A 14,845-nucleotide genomic window follows, 5' to 3' on the forward strand; every position below is an offset into this window, starting at 1 on the left:
GTTTAGGGGAGTTAGTAAATAGCTTTCAAATATGGCGTGTTTATAAAATCTTGACATATAAAATTCAGAATTCCCTGAATAAACTCTCGTCACTTAGTCATAAAGTGCTATATAATATACGGAAAAAGTATTTTTTTGTTAAACGGAGTTGATCGCATTGCCGCGGGAATTATTGTTATACATACTCGTAGTTATAATGGCAGGTGTTTTAAGCTTGTTCCTATGTTTATTTGCACAGTTAAGGATCAAGGATGCACCTGGAGCAAAACCCTATATTCTCGTGACATTATTGTCTTCGATTTTTACTTTTTCCTATGCTTTCGAACTTTCCAGTACATCTTTGGAACAAATCATATTTTGGTTAAGGGTCGAGTACTTGGCCTTACCATTCATCCCAGTATTCCTTTTGTTGATGTGCCTTGAATATGTCGGGCAGAGAATTAAGAAGGTCTGGCAATATGCACTCTTCATCATTCCGTTCATCACCATTTTCATGCATTATACAAATGACCTTCATCACTTGTATTACAAATCAATGGAATTGAGAAGCGATAGTCCTTTTCCAATTATTAAACTGGTGGGGGGCCCTTGGTTTTACGTCCACTCCCTTTTCCTTTTTTTATGTGTCATGTTAAGTATAATCATATTGCTAAAGCAGGTGAAAAAATCCTCACTCAGATTTAGGATGCAAATATCAATGATGGTGGCAGGTCTTATTATTCCTATAATGGCAAATTACTATTATATAAATGGATTAAGCTCATATGGTATCGATCTTGGTCCTGTATCCATGAGTATCACGTTTATCTTTCATGGTGCGGCACTTTTGACTTTTCAAATGTTCAATGTAGCCCCGATCGCTCGGGAAACTGTCTTTGAAAGTATGAAAGATGGTGTCATCGTTTTAAATCAACAGGGTTTGATTGTTGACTATAACCATGGAATGTGCAAAGTCATCCCCTTGTTGGATGAACATTCCATAGGTAAATCGATTACAAGTGTGCTAAATGGGAATCATCATCTTAAGGAAATAATCGAACTTAAGCAAGACAGTGATTTTAATTGCAGCCTAAGTGGTAAAATGGTACATTACCATATTGGTTTTTCACCTGTGCTCAACAAAAGTAACATGCCTATCGGACAGATCATCACCTTCTCCAACGTAACTGAAAGAGTGCTAATGCTGGAAAAGTTGAAACAACTGGCCAGCTTGGACGGATTAACGCAAATATTGAATAGAACATTTTTCATTAATAAATCGGAAATGTTATTCGATGCTCTAAGCATGGAAGGCGGCAGTGTTTCAGTCATCATGTTCGATATCGATCATTTCAAAGATGTAAATGATACTTTTGGACATGAAGCAGGGGATGCGGTCATAACGCTTGTTGCAAATACTGCAAAGGAGCACGTTCGGGAAGGAGATCTATTGGGGCGATATGGCGGTGAAGAATTTATCATATGTTTGCCGGATACCGCTTTAGACACTGCCTATGAGTTGGCCGATATTATAAGGAAAAAGGTTTCGGAAAGCATTGCAGTTGTTAATGAAGAGAAGATTTCCGTTACCTGCAGTTTCGGGGTGACTCATGCCTTAATTGAAGCTGGTGACCGAAGCCATTCCATCAAAACATTGATGCCACGGGCCGACCAAGCCTTATATGCCGCAAAGAAGAATGGCCGAAATTGTGTAAAAATCATCGCCTAAGATAATAGAACCATCCCTTTAAACCTTGAACTTGTTCTAGGTTTTTTTATTGTATTCATAATTCCTGACAATCTTGAGCTGCGTAATGCATAATAAATGCCCTACTTTTTACTTGCTCTGTATACTCTATATCCGAGGCTGTTTCCATAAGATAGAATGAGGCGGTAATGTTCGTTCATGACTCGTTCCAAGGATTCATTTAATGGCTGAACGAGGCTATTTGATGCTGAAGAATTCATTAATTCCTCTAAGACGGTACTCGATCTCAAGATTTTTAAATCTGTAAATCCGTTTTGTTGGAAGGCCTTTAACCATTCGGATTGCGTCAATAAATCTCTTAAATTATAAAAATCCATGATTTCTTTTTTTGAGGCAGAATCAAGGCTGGTTTCTGCTGTCATATCAATGGATAACAAAGTTCCTTCTAGTTTAAGGACCCTGAAAAATTCACGGAGCGATTTTTGTATATCCGTGAATGCAGTCGTTGATTCGGCTATGATAAAATCAAAAGAATTATTGTCAAAAGGCAGTTCTTCAATTGAAGACTTATATAGGTCAATGCTTAAGTTAGCTTGTTGGAATCTTTTTTTTGCATGTTTCACCATCTCTGGGTGATTATCAAGCGCGGATACTTGGCAAAGTAACGTTTTTGCCAAGTAAGATGAGGTTTGCCCAGTCCTGCATCCGGCATCAAGGATTATTGACGTATGATCGATTTCTTCATTTTTCAAGAGCTTCTTAGTCAGTTCAAATCCACCAGGGTGTGCCCCTTCAATTCCAATTATGGCTAGTGCGTCTTGGTATGAGTGTTTCATGGCATAATCTCCTTTGGTACATGTATAAATGTATTTTATGCTTTGGTTTCAAAGAGTGTTTTAACCATTGACAAGGAATATGGGAAAGACTTTTAAAGGTTTGGTGGGTATTTAATTCATGCATGCTAGTCCCCGAATGCATACGATGTATAATCGACGGACAAGGGGAGTGTAAAATGGGTTATCATAATTATTATCATAAATGCAGGCAAGGTGTTGAAAGGCCGGTTGAAATTCGTACAAGTAGAGGAACCGTTCATCGGGGAATCATACACCGGGTTACGCCTTACGCCGAACCGTGTATATATTCGTCCATTTGACGGTGGCGGAAACCTTGGGGGTTTTGGTTATGGAGGTTTTAATGCAGGGTATGGTTGGGGTGCTGCAAATGGATTTGCCTTTGGGGCAATTGCATCTTTAGTTTTTCTCGCCTTTCTCTGGTAATCGAATGATGAAAATATTAAAAAACCTGAAAAATTATCAGGTTTTTTATTTTGTTCACAATCGGAATCCAACCAAAAAAACTGGAAAGAAATATGAATAGCAGTACGGCTAAGAAACATGAAAGACGGTTTTTTTTTTTGGATTTAATCTCTAATCGATCCTTTTTGTTGAACCTACTTCTTTTTTTGTTCATCACAAATAGATACAGCTGATTTCTCTGTTTTCCTCCTGTTATCCGTTAGTAAAACTGTAAAACCTTGAATTAAGTTGGTTTGATTGGTGAAGTTAAAAAGACCGGGCAAGACGGAATCCTAGGTCGTCTATGCAAAATGTCGGATGGCTGCGCCGACGACATGAAGCTCCACAACCCCTGGCATCCTCAGCCCAGCTACCTCCTCGAAAAATACGGTAGGTGCCGTACACTTGTTCATCATATAAATCCCAGCACCACTCCCAAACATTCCCTAACATATCATGCAAACCCCATGGATTCGGTTCCTTTGTTCCTACTTCATGTATTATGCCCCCTGAATTTTCGTTATACCAGGCAATCTTATTCAGATCACCATATCTATAACCAGCAGCCCCAGCTTTACATGCATATTGCCACTCTGCTTCTGAAGGAATTCGAAAACCGCTTGATTCCCAATCACAAACTATGTTTTCACCATTTTTAGAATAACACTCTCCCAGTCCAGCTTTCCGTGAAAGTAGATTACAAAAAGAAATTGCCTCATTCCAAGAAATATTCACAACAGGTTTTAGATCTCGATCAAAAGAATTAGGCGATTTATTTGTAATATCATAGTAGAAATCCGTAGTAACAGGATAACGGGCAAGAAGGAATGGTCTTATTTCTGCTTTCCATTTGCTTTTAATTCTGTCGTCCCTTAATTCTATTTCTCCCCCTGGAATTTTCACCATTGGATAGTCAATGTAACTCATTATTCCCTTTGACAATCTACCTTCCTCCAAACAATCAGAATTTTACAAATCTTACCATAATCAGAACTGTTAAATCAATACAAATATGATGTTTGTATTTGCAGATAACTGCCAGGGAGTTAAATAAGTGCTAAAATGACCGCCTTTGGTTTTAAACAAAGTGCATTTAGACTCGAACACCACTTAAATAAAATAAAATGTCATTAGCCTTAAACTTTATTCTTAAAAGAATCCATATTTTTTCATTTCAAGGAGGGAGAAAAGCAAACATGAACACCTTTGAAATATATAGTTGGACATGAAGTTAGCATGCCATATATTGTATGTAAAGTGTATAATTGTAATGAAAATGTAGATTTGATTCCGAAATCTGTGTAGCAAGGAGAAGTGTAATGATTGCTTTATATAAAATGAGTGACTCATTGGAAAATCAAATTGGAAAACTGTTTCAAGGAGTAGGATACAAAACGGCTCGTTTTTATTCTGTGAATGCTTTGTTAGAGCAGATTATGAACCCGATGGTCATTATAACGCCAGCTATCTACCAAAAAGAATTAGAAGCTCTTCAAGTTCCAATACTACCACTTTCCATTCGTCTGGATGATATTGAGAGAACGAATGAAAAAAAAGGTCTAATGAATGACTCTAGCAAAAAATGTTGTGTTGTTGCATCAGATGAAGAAAATGAATGGCTAAAAAAAGAATTTGATGAAAATCCACATATCCCATTACATTTTGTAAGTAAAGAAAAATTTTTTTCAGCTGGTATACAACCGGATACGGTGTATGTAGCTCCAGTTTGGATGAAAGATTTACTCACTCATTCACATACAGGAACCGTACATCTTATCAACCCCTCCCTATCTTCTTTGATTTCTACTATACAAATGGCAATTTCCATTGACAAATTAACTGCAAGTATAGCCATGGAAAGGTATCAGGTAGAAGCTATTGTTAAATCTGCCCACGATGGAGTTGTGGCAGTAGACCATGAGGGAAGAATTACAGTAGCTAACGAACATGCGAAAAAATTATTAGGTCTACAAGATGGAGTAAAAGGACATAAGATTACGGAATTTATCCCTCATTCCGATTTGATGCGCATTCTTGCAACTGGAAAAATTGAAATGGGGGATATTGCAACAGTCATGGGGAGGCAAATTGTCATAAATCGATTCCCGGTGATTGTAAAAGGTAAAATAGTCGGCGTAGTTTCAAGTTTTAAAGAAATCACTAATATTCAAAAAATGGAGCTTAAACTTAGAAAGATGTTACATCAAAGTGGACTCGAAGCAAAACATAGACTGAGTGATATAGTTGGCCGATCCTTGGAATTGGTAAAGGCTAAAGATTTAGCCCAACGATTTGCTAAAACTGATGCAACTGTATTAATTACAGGTGAATCTGGAACTGGCAAAGAATTATTCGCACAAGGTATTCATTTGGCAAGTCCACGTGTACTGGGTCCTTTTGTTGCTGTAAACTGTTCTGCATTACCAGAAAGCCTGTTGGAAAGTGAATTATTCGGTTATGAAGAGGGTGCATTTACAGGGGCGAATAAGGGAGGAAAAGCAGGTCTATTTGAACTTGCTCACGGTGGCACTTTGTTTTTAGATGAAATCGGTGAAATGCCTCTTCATATCCAAGCTCTATTATTGCGTGTTCTTCAGGAAAAAACAGTGCGAAGGGTCGGGGGCGATCGTGTTGTGCCAGTAGATGTTCGAATCATTGCTGCAACAAATCGAAAATTAGAGGAAGAAATTAAAGAAAAAAAGTTTCGAACTGACTTATATTACCGAATTAACGTTTTGAATGTTGATTTACCACCTTTGCGCGATCGATTAATAGATATTCCTGACCTAATGGGTGCAATTGTCAATCAATTTAACGAAAAACGCGAAACGAAAATTGTTAGTATTGACCAAGAGGTATATACATTATTTAAGGAATATGACTGGCCAGGAAATATAAGGGAGCTCAGAAATGTAGTTGAACGAATGGTACTGCTTGAAGAGGGTACAACCTTAACGTTGCATAGCGGCGAATTTCTTTTACAAAAGCTTAATAGGAACAAAAACCAGAAAGATCTTTCTGATTTAAGCATTAAAGTGAATGAACGAGAACTGATTGAGGCGGCCTTAAAAAAATATTTCAATAATAAAACTAAGACCGCACAAGCACTAGGGGTAGACCGATCTACGTTATGGAGAAAACTAAAAGAATATAATCTATAGTGTTTCAAATTTCAACATATCGTTGTAATTTAAAACACTAATCGAAGGCTTGTAAAATAAAACGGCCCTTTATCGTTTGATATATCTGAATTTTCAGTGTTTTTATTTTGTTGGCACGGTTTTTGCAAGTTATGAATTTGTAGCACATTATTATGAAACATAATGAGGTGAAGAAATTGCAAAAACACTTTTCCATCGCAATTATTCCTGGGGACGGAATTGGTCCAGAGGTAGTTAATGAAGGGTTGAAAGTTTTAAAAGTGCTCGAGGAAGTACATTCAGATGTAAGATTTGTTTACGATTTCTATGATTGGAATTGTGAGTATTATCTAAAACATGGAAGGATGATGCCAATAAATGGATTGAGTTTATTGGAGGATTACGACACGATTTTATTTGGTGCCGTTGGAGCTCCTTCTGTACCAGATCATGTTTCGGTATGGGAACTTATTCTTCCAATTCGCAGGCATTTTCAGCAATATGTTAACTTGAGGCCGGTCAAACTGCTTAAAGGATTGGAAAGCCCTTTGAGATATAAATCACATGATGATTTGGACTTTGTCGTAATTAGAGAAAATACAGAAGGGGAATATTCGAATATCGGTGGTCGGATTCACGAAGGCACTCCTTATGAAGCGGCGATACAAAACAATGTATTTACGCGCTATGGTAGCGAAAGGATTCTCAAATATGCATATTCAGTGGCTGAAAGTAGGGCGAAGAAAAGGCTAACGGTTGCAACAAAGTCCAATGCGATTAATCATACCATGCCATTTTGGGATGAAATCGTTAAGGAAATTGGAAATGAGTACCCTCATGTAGATGTTCAACTCTATCATATAGATGCCCTTGCTGCGTATTTTATCTCAAAGCCTGAAAGTTTTGATGTCGTAGCGGGAAGCAATCTTTTTGGAGATATCTTAACAGATTTAGGAGCCGCTATTGTTGGGGGACTAGGATTGGCACCTTCTGGAAACATCAATCCTGAAAGGAAATATCCTTCGATGTTCGAACCAATACATGGCTCAGCACCAGATATAGCAGGAAAAGGTATTGCCAATCCAATTGCACAAATTTGGAGCATTAGTCTCATGATGGATCACCTTAGACTTCCTGAATTAGGGAAATTGGTGTTAAACGCCATAGAAGAAGTGTTATTCGAAGGTAAAATCAGAACTCCTGATCTCGGAGGAACGGCTAATACCATGGAAATGGGAGATGCAATTGTTTCAAAAATACGGGAAATGAGTTTAAAAACCTATTTGGGGGAGAAAAAATGATTATTAAAGACTATCATTTATCTATTGGTGGACAGCAAGTACCTACAGAAGAAAAGATTCCTGTATACAATAAATTTACAGGTGAAGTATTAACTCATATTGCTAAGGCAGAAAAGCAACATGTTTATAATGCTATAACAGAGGCACAAAAATGCTTTAAACAAGATAAATTAACTGCATTTCAAAGGTATCAAATTTTATTGAAAGCTTCAGAGTTGTTCCATGAACGTAGAGAAGAATTTGAGATCACCTTGGTGAGAGAAGTAGGTAAAACCATTAAAGATGCAAAAGGAGAACTGGATCGCACAATTGAAACTTTGCGTTTGTCCGCGGAAGAAGCAAAAAGAATTACTGGTGAAATGATTCCGTTACAGGCCGTCGAAGGAGCGGATAATCGATTGGGGTTCACAATTCGTGTCCCTAAAGGTGTCATTGGAGCCATCACTCCGTTTAATTACCCATTATTGTTAGCGATACATAAAATCGCCCCAGCAATAGCATCAGGAAATACAGTAGTAGTCAAACCAGCACCAAACACACCTGTGACCACGTTTCAATTAGTAGAACTGTTTGAAGAGGCTGGACTGCCAAAAGGATATGTAAATGTGGTGAATGGTGGCGCTGAAGTTGGTGAATGGCTTTTACAGGATGAACGGATTGCCATGTATTCTTTCACTGGATCAGCAGGAGTTGGACAATATATTAAAGAGAAAAGTGGAATGCGCCCAGTAGCGTTAGAACTAGGGAACAATTCACCCAACATTATTCATTTTGATGCTGATTTGGACCAAGCGGCCAAACTTACGGCCTCTCGTAGCTTTCACAATGCAGGGCAAGCATGTATATCTGTTCAGCGTTTATATGTGCATAATTCTGTATTGGATGATTTTACAGAAAAGTATCTTTCATATGTTCAGAAACTAAAAGTTGGGAATCCGGAAGAACCGGACACGGATATAGGTCCAATGATTAATGAAAAAGAGGCGATTCGCGTAGAACAGTGGGTCAATGAAGCTATCTCAGAAGGTGCTGTTTCGCTTACGCGGATTCGTAGAGAAGGTTCCCTGTTTTATCCAGCAGTTTTAACTCAAACAACGCCGAAAATGAAAGTAGTTTGCCAGGAAGTGTTCGCACCTGTAGTGGCGATAATCCCTTACGAAGATATTTCGGAAGCATTTGAGTCGGCCAATCAATCGGAATATGGTCTTCAAGCAGGCATTTTTACACGAGATCTGGCTTTAGCTTTAAAGGCAGTTAAGGTGCTGGAATATGGTGGAGTAATCGTGAATGACGTATCAACTTACCGCAACGATATGATGCCATATGGTGGAGTTAAGAATAGTGGAATTGGCAAGGAAGGACCCAGATATACAATTGAAGAAATGACTGATGAAAAAATGGTGGTGATTAACTTATGATTGAGAAATTATTACAGGGGAAAACAGCCATTGTAACGGGAGCAGGATCAGGTATGGGGAAAGCCATTGCACAATTATTTGTTGAACAAAAAGCAAATGTAATCTTCGCAGACTTGAATATCGAGGCAGCTAAAGCAGCAAGCGATTCGTTTTCTAGCGAAAAAGTAAAGGCCGTTCAGGTCGATGTTTCTAATAACTCAGACGTGGCTGCACTATTCCAGGTAGTGGAGGAGGTTTTTGGAAGATTAGACATAGTAGTAAATTGTGCTGGTGTGCCTCAGGTCTTCACAGAGGTGGAGGATTTAAGTATTGAACAATGGGATCGGATTATGGACGTGAATACGAAATCAATCTTTTTAACTACCAAGTATGCAGCTCCAATCATGAAAAAACAGCAAAGCGGTTCGATAATAAATATTGCTTCGATTGCAGGGGTTCGAGCTCGTCCGGGTTTAAATGCATACTGCGCCTCAAAAGGAGCTGCAATTATGCTTACAAAGGCATTGGCATTGGAGTTCGCCCCGTATAAAATTCGTGTGAATGCCATTAACCCAGGACCTGCTGATACACCGATGATCAATCAATTTTTGAACGGGGATGGGACACTGATGGAAGAAGATAAGAAAAAAATCTTTTTGGATAGTGTTCCATTAGGTTCCCTTATACAACCAGAGGATATTGCGCAAGCTTCCCTTTATCTCGCTTCCGACTTAGCAAAAATTGTAACTGGGGAGATACTCAATGTAGATGGAGGACGGGGAATTTAATCGATGAGCACGACGAAAACATAGATAACAAGACTCATTTATTTAAGTGATCTTTGAAAGCATACGATTTAGTGCAAGTACTTTAAGCAATATCGTATGCTTTCAAAAAAATATAAATGTTCGTTAGTGGCCTTTAATATTGAAACTATGATTTTGCCATAATACTGAAAAAGAACAACTCCAATCGTGTTTTTTTATTTCACCATTATTTATAGCCTATGACACCCACTTTAGAGCAGTCCCAGTCTAGCTTTTCATCAGCGAATCTATTTGACACACTAATTGCAGTTTTGCGCCAGAATCCCTGTATACTTTGACTAAACCATTACTGGTTATTGCCGTGAGTTCATTAAATAAAATCGGAGGAAATAAAAAAGAACGAACTATTCTTTTATTCTCCAAAGTTCACAAAAATTTTCCAAAGAGGGGTTAGTAAAATGCATAAATCTGGATTAGAAGCTCGTACGATAAAAAAGGTATCCAGAAGAATTATTCCTTATATTTTTGTGTTATATATCATTGCTTTTTTAGATAGAGTAAACATTGGCTATGCTGCTCTGGAAATGAATAAAGATCTTGGGTTAACAGCATCCACTTTGGGATTAATTTCCGGTATTTTCTTTATTGGATACTTTCTATTTGAAGTACCCAGTAATATGCTAATGCATCGTATAGGAGCGAGAAAATGGATTGGGCGAATCATGATAACATGGGGTATTGTTGTAATTTTAACAGCCTGGGTCCAAAATGCGAATCATTTGTATATTTTACGTTTTTTACTAGGAGTTGCCGAAGCTGGATTTTTCCCAGGCGTTTTACTTTATATTACGTATTGGTTCCGTGGAAAAGAAAGAGCTCGTGCAGTAGCCCTTTTTATGACAGCCTTGACAGTGTCCAATATAATTGGAGCACCAGTAACCACGTGGATCATCGATAATATTAATTGGGGTGGAATGGCTGGATGGCGCTGGATATTTGTACTTGAAGGAATTCCTGCTGTCATTTTAGGTATTACGACAATTTTTTATTTAACGGATCGTCCAGAACAAGCAAAGTGGCTTACAAAGGAAGAGAAGGAGTGGCTCATTTCCGAAATTGAAAAAGATAATCAAGGAAAGGAAATAGGCAAACACTCTAGTCTGAAAAATATATTTGGGAGTACTAGAATTTGGAGATTGTCGCTTATTTATCTTACGTTAGTCACTGGTTTGTACGGAATAGGGTTTTGGATGCCAACCATTATCAAATCCTTTTCGAATATTTTAACAAATACTCAAGTCGGTTTGATTACTATGATTCCTTATATTTTTGGAGGAATAGCGATGGTTTGGTGGGCACGACGATCTGATCGCACTGGTGAAAGAAAAATGCATGCCGCTATTCCACCGCTTGTTTGTGCTATTGGCCTTATGGGGTGTGGATTAACTACGGATCCTATACTATCTATTTTTATGATGTCTGTTGCAACTGTTGGTATCTATAGTATTTTCGGACCTTTTTGGGCTATTCCTTCATTATTCCTTACTGAATTAGAAGCTGCAGTAGGAATAGCACTCATTAGTTCCATTGGGAATTTAGGTGGCTTTATCGGCCCATATGTAATTGGTTATGTACAGGATACTACAGGTAGCGTAGAGACGGGATTATATTTTATTAGTATAGTCTTATTCATCTGCTTTCTACTCGTCTTTACAATTAAGAAAGAACTTGTTACTTCTGCTTCAGTTCAGCCCCAATCAAATAAACTTGATATTAGGTAAAGAGAAACGATAGTGCAGAACAAGATATCGAATTAAAAAAAGATATATACGGATTAATAAAAGGGAGTCCATAAAGCGATTCTCTAATTTTATATAATTCGGAGTAAGGTTATGAAATTAGAACGATATCATTAATTTTTTTAATAAATCTATTTTTTTGACTGCGAAATATGCTGCTTCGTTCACTTAAAAGCGACATTGCATACGCGGCTTTACCTATCGTCAAATCTTGCACGAATAGGTAAAGGAGAATTCTTAATGTAGATAGTAGACGAGGTAGTTAAAAATGAACGAGACAAGATTTTTTTATTTTTCTTAAGCTTTTTCCTAAAACAATATCAAACAAATACCAAACCTTTCACGGAAAGAAAATGCTCTTACCTCTTTTGAGTGTAATTTCAATAAAGGAGGAAATCCATGAGTAGCGACCTCGAAATGAAGAGAAGCGAGGATATAGTAATGGAGTCGATCAATCAAATGGGCCCTGAATTGATCGAAGCTTCCAAGAAAATTTGGGATTTTGCTGAACTAGGTCTTAAAGAATACCGGTCTTCGAGATTATTAGCAGAGTTACTTGAAAAGCAGGGTTTTTCTATTGAAATGGGTGTTGCAGTTATGCCTACCGCATTTGTCGCAACATGGGGTTGCGGAAAACCCGTTATTGGTATTTTAGGAGAATATGATGCCCTTCCTGGCCTTTCACAAAAAGTATCCGGGGGAAAGGATCCAGTTGAAAAAGGCGGTAATGGACATGGGTGCGGGCACAACATCTTCGGTGTCGCTGGTGTAGGCGCCGCTTTAGCTGCTAAAAAAGCCATGGAAGTTGATGGTATAAAAGGCAAAATTAAATTTTTTGGTTGTCCTGCGGAAGAAATCTTAGTTGGCAAGGTGTACATGGTTCGTGCAGGTATATTTAAAGATGCAGATTTATGTTTAACCTGGCATCCCGGTACATTAAATACTCTTTGGAGCAGCAGTTCTTTAGCCATGAATTCTGTAAAGTTTACTTTTCACGGAAAAGCTTCACATGCAGCTACTAATCCTGAGTCTGGAAGAAGTGCTTTGAAAGCTGTTCAGTTGATGGATACGGGCGTGCAGTTTCTAAGGGAACATCTTATTGATGGCGCAAGAATTCACTCTACCATTACACAAGGTGGTTATGAACCTAATGTTGTACCTGACAGAGCACAAATTTGGTATTACATCCGCGCACCATATAGGCAGGATGTGGATGATATGTATGATCGTATTGTAAATATTGCTAAGGGTGCTGCTCTAATGACGGAAACCGATTATGAGGTTCAGTTCCTAACTGGCTGTTATAACATGCTTCCTAATAAAGTATTAGGTCAAGTTTTACTGCAAAGTATGAAAAAAGTCGGTCCCCCGCCATTTGATGAAAAAGATAGGGCTTTAGCTAAGGAGTTGACCCTTTCCTCTGCACCAGGAACAAAGGAGACTGTTGTAAGAGTATCCGGTGCACCTCTTGAGTTAGTAGAGTTTAACTTAAATGACACGATAGTTGAACCTTACGATGAAGGTGATATTTAGCCGGTTCAACAGATGTGGCGGATGTTTCATGGAATGTTCCGACTGCTCAATTCAATACAGCTTGTGCGCCTATTGGTACGCCATTCCATTCTTGGCAATTTACCGCTTCGGTAGGTTCTGGAATCGGACAAAAAGGAATGCTAATGGCTTCTAAAATATTAGGATTAAGCGTCATCGATTTAATGAAAAATGAGAATCTATTGGAAGTGGCAAAAGAAGAATTTGAAAAAGAAATAGAAGCCAAAGGTAATTACAGAACCCCTCTTCCAGAAGGAACAAACCCTCCACTGCATTAGTAATAAATCTATCCATATAAATTACAGTATGATAAAAGGGGGAAAGAAAATGTTTGTAAAGAAAAATCTTTTCATTTCGATAGTCATGTTGATTTGTACTCTTGCGCTTGTTGGATGCAGTTCGAAGTCAGATAGTTCTAGCAATATTGATTCTTCATCATCCAAACCAGGTGGTTCACTAAAAGTGGCCTATCCAGCCCAGCCGACATCACTGGATCCACACCTGACAACAGCAAATGCAACACGCGACCCAGCAAGGCATATATTTGAGACACTAGTCACTTTAAATTCTAAATTTGAAGTAACTCCAATGCTTGCTGAATCCTATGAGGTTAGTAAAGATAGAAAAAAAGTTACTTTTGTTTTGAGAAAAGGCGTCAAATTCCATAATGGAAAAGAAATGAAGGCGGAGGATGTCATTGCTTCCATGACAAAATGGCAAGAAGGTGCCGTTGCAAAGGCAAACCTGGGAAATTCTAAGTGGGAAGCTAAAGATGAATATACAGTTATCCTGCATGTCGAAACACCCTCTATCGTTCTATTACCAGTACTGGCAGAAGTGGGACAATTCGCAGCCATCATGCCCAAAGAGGTGATAGAATCGGCTGATAAGAGTGGAATCAAAGAATATATCGGAACAGGTCCTTTTGAGTTTGTAGAGTGGAAACAAAATCAATACGTTCATTTAAAGAAATTTGATGATTATCAGGCTTCATCCCAACCTGCAGACGGTTTAGCTGGTAAAAAGGAAGCTCTTGTAGATGACATATATTTTCACTTCGTCACTGATAACTCGACCCGAGTAGCAGGGATGATTAGTGGAGAATATGACTTGAGCGTAATGATGCCATGGGACGCAGCACCACAATTTAAAAATGTACCAAGTCTCGAAACCATACAAGCGCCTTTGGGAATTCACACTCTAATTTTTAATAAACAAAATGGATTCCTGAAAAATGTTAAAGCACGCCAAGCTGTGAATTTAGCAATTGATAAAAAAGACGTCTTAACAGCTGCCGTTACTGATGGCTATTTTAGACTGGATCCTGGATATATGCTAAAAGAGCAAGGCTTATGGTACACGGACACGGGGAAAGAAATTTATGAAACTAAAGATACTGAAAAGGCCAAACAATTGCTAAAGGAAGCTGGGTATAATGGGGAAGAATTAAGAATCCTGACCAGCCGTGACTATTCACAACATTATAATTCGGCCGTGGCAGTTCAGCAACAACTTCAGAAAATCGGTATGAACGTAAAGCTAGACGTGGTGGATTGGTCTACTCTATTAGATCGCAGAAATAAACCTGACCAATGGGAAATGTTTTTTACTAGCTGGCCTGTTAGTGCAACCCCTCTCCAATATCCATTCCTGGATTCCAGAGCAAAGTTTGCAGGCTGGACGAATAACCCTGAAATAGACAAACTATTGGATCAAATTAAAGCTCAGCCTTCCCAGGATAAAGCTAAAGAAACCTTTAATGAATTGCAAAGAGTGATTTGGGAAGATATGCCTGTTGTTAATATTGGTGTTTATGATTCCATATCCGTAAAAGCGGATAAAGTCAAAGGATATCAAGAATTCCTTGGACCTGTTTTATGGAATACGACCGCTAAAGAATAAAAT

General features: G+C 38.3%; 12 protein-coding genes. 10 read left to right on the forward strand and 2 right to left on the reverse strand.

What is annotated here, in order from left to right:
* The first annotated feature begins 157 nt into the window (after window positions 1-157).
* Complete coding sequence (locus J7J00_RS21325) at window positions 158-1,708, forward strand: histidine kinase N-terminal 7TM domain-containing diguanylate cyclase (protein WP_214794384.1); 1,551 nt, start codon at window positions 158-160, stop codon at window positions 1,706-1,708.
* A gap of 101 nt (window positions 1,709-1,809) precedes the next feature.
* On the opposite strand, the gene J7J00_RS21330 is transcribed toward J7J00_RS21325, so the two are convergent.
* Window positions 1,810-2,523: a class I SAM-dependent methyltransferase gene (locus J7J00_RS21330; protein WP_214794386.1), complete on the reverse strand. Its 714-nt coding sequence runs from the start codon at window positions 2,521-2,523 to the stop codon at window positions 1,810-1,812.
* Window positions 2,524-2,751: 228 nt separating this feature from the next.
* Here J7J00_RS21330 and J7J00_RS21335 point away from each other — a divergent pair, with 228 nt between their 5' ends.
* Window positions 2,752-2,967, forward strand: a complete 216-nt coding sequence (locus J7J00_RS21335) for a hypothetical protein (protein ID WP_309487219.1) — start codon at window positions 2,752-2,754, stop codon at window positions 2,965-2,967.
* 285 nt (window positions 2,968-3,252) lie between these two features.
* Here the strand turns inward: J7J00_RS21335 and J7J00_RS21340 are convergent, their stop codons facing one another.
* Window positions 3,253-3,912, reverse strand: a complete 660-nt coding sequence (locus tag J7J00_RS21340; RefSeq protein ID WP_396020596.1) for a formylglycine-generating enzyme family protein — start codon at window positions 3,910-3,912, stop codon at window positions 3,253-3,255.
* A 392-nt stretch (window positions 3,913-4,304) separates the two neighbouring features.
* Between J7J00_RS21340 and J7J00_RS21345 the strand changes: the two genes are divergently transcribed.
* From J7J00_RS21345 to J7J00_RS21380, 8 genes are all read left to right on the forward strand, one after another.
* The gene (locus J7J00_RS21345) at window positions 4,305-6,146 is read left to right on the forward strand and encodes a sigma 54-interacting transcriptional regulator (protein ID WP_214794388.1); all 1,842 of its coding nucleotides are present in this window, start codon (window positions 4,305-4,307) and stop codon (window positions 6,144-6,146) included.
* A 152-nt stretch (window positions 6,147-6,298) separates the two neighbouring features.
* On the forward strand, window positions 6,299-7,426 hold the full coding sequence (locus J7J00_RS21350) for a tartrate dehydrogenase (RefSeq protein ID WP_214794390.1): 1,128 nt from the start codon (window positions 6,299-6,301) through the stop codon (window positions 7,424-7,426).
* A complete protein-coding gene (locus J7J00_RS21355; protein ID WP_214794392.1) occupies window positions 7,423-8,844 on the forward strand; it encodes an aldehyde dehydrogenase family protein in 1,422 nt (473 codons plus the stop codon). The genes J7J00_RS21350 and J7J00_RS21355 overlap by 4 nt, the downstream gene beginning before the upstream one ends.
* Window positions 8,841-9,611: an SDR family NAD(P)-dependent oxidoreductase gene (locus tag J7J00_RS21360; RefSeq protein ID WP_214794394.1), complete on the forward strand. Its 771-nt coding sequence runs from the start codon at window positions 8,841-8,843 to the stop codon at window positions 9,609-9,611. Before J7J00_RS21355 ends, J7J00_RS21360 begins: the two co-directional genes overlap by 4 nt.
* A 437-nt stretch (window positions 9,612-10,048) precedes the next feature.
* Window positions 10,049-11,371 (forward strand): MFS transporter, encoded by a 1,323-nt coding sequence (locus J7J00_RS21365; protein WP_214794395.1) that lies wholly within the window; start codon window positions 10,049-10,051, stop codon window positions 11,369-11,371.
* A gap of 417 nt (window positions 11,372-11,788) precedes the next feature.
* Complete coding sequence (locus J7J00_RS21370; protein WP_214794397.1) at window positions 11,789-12,922, forward strand: amidohydrolase; 1,134 nt, start codon at window positions 11,789-11,791, stop codon at window positions 12,920-12,922.
* A gap of 14 nt (window positions 12,923-12,936) precedes the next feature.
* A complete protein-coding gene (locus J7J00_RS21375) occupies window positions 12,937-13,218 on the forward strand; it encodes a hypothetical protein (protein WP_214794398.1) in 282 nt (93 codons plus the stop codon).
* Between the two features lie 49 nt (window positions 13,219-13,267).
* The gene (locus J7J00_RS21380) at window positions 13,268-14,842 is read left to right on the forward strand and encodes an ABC transporter substrate-binding protein (protein WP_214794400.1); all 1,575 of its coding nucleotides are present in this window, start codon (window positions 13,268-13,270) and stop codon (window positions 14,840-14,842) included.
* Window positions 14,843-14,845: the final 3 nt, after the last annotated feature.

Source organism: Bacillus sp. ISL-4 (assembly GCF_018613275.1).
In the GTDB taxonomy this organism is placed as follows: Bacteria; Bacillota; Bacilli; order Bacillales; family DSM-1321; genus Peribacillus; species Peribacillus simplex_E.

What these genes read in the sequence shown, in the direction of transcription:
- J7J00_RS21330 (WP_214794386.1), bottom strand. Translation starts at nt 2,523, where the DNA reads ATGAAACACTCATACCAAGACGCACTAGCCATAATTGGAATTGAAGGG.
- J7J00_RS21340 (WP_396020596.1), bottom strand. Translation starts at nt 3,912, where the DNA reads ATGAGTTACATTGACTATCCAATGGTGAAAATTCCAGGGGGAGAAATA.
- J7J00_RS21345 (WP_214794388.1), top strand. Translation starts at nt 4,305, where the DNA reads ATGATTGCTTTATATAAAATGAGTGACTCATTGGAAAATCAAATTGGA.
- J7J00_RS21350 (WP_214794390.1), top strand. Translation starts at nt 6,299, where the DNA reads ATGAAACATAATGAGGTGAAGAAATTGCAAAAACACTTTTCCATCGCA.
- J7J00_RS21355 (WP_214794392.1), top strand. Translation starts at nt 7,423, where the DNA reads ATGATTATTAAAGACTATCATTTATCTATTGGTGGACAGCAAGTACCT.
- J7J00_RS21360 (WP_214794394.1), top strand. Translation starts at nt 8,841, where the DNA reads ATGATTGAGAAATTATTACAGGGGAAAACAGCCATTGTAACGGGAGCA.
- J7J00_RS21365 (WP_214794395.1), top strand. Translation starts at nt 10,049, where the DNA reads ATGCATAAATCTGGATTAGAAGCTCGTACGATAAAAAAGGTATCCAGA.
- J7J00_RS21370 (WP_214794397.1), top strand. Translation starts at nt 11,789, where the DNA reads ATGAGTAGCGACCTCGAAATGAAGAGAAGCGAGGATATAGTAATGGAG.
- J7J00_RS21380 (WP_214794400.1), top strand. Translation starts at nt 13,268, where the DNA reads ATGTTTGTAAAGAAAAATCTTTTCATTTCGATAGTCATGTTGATTTGT.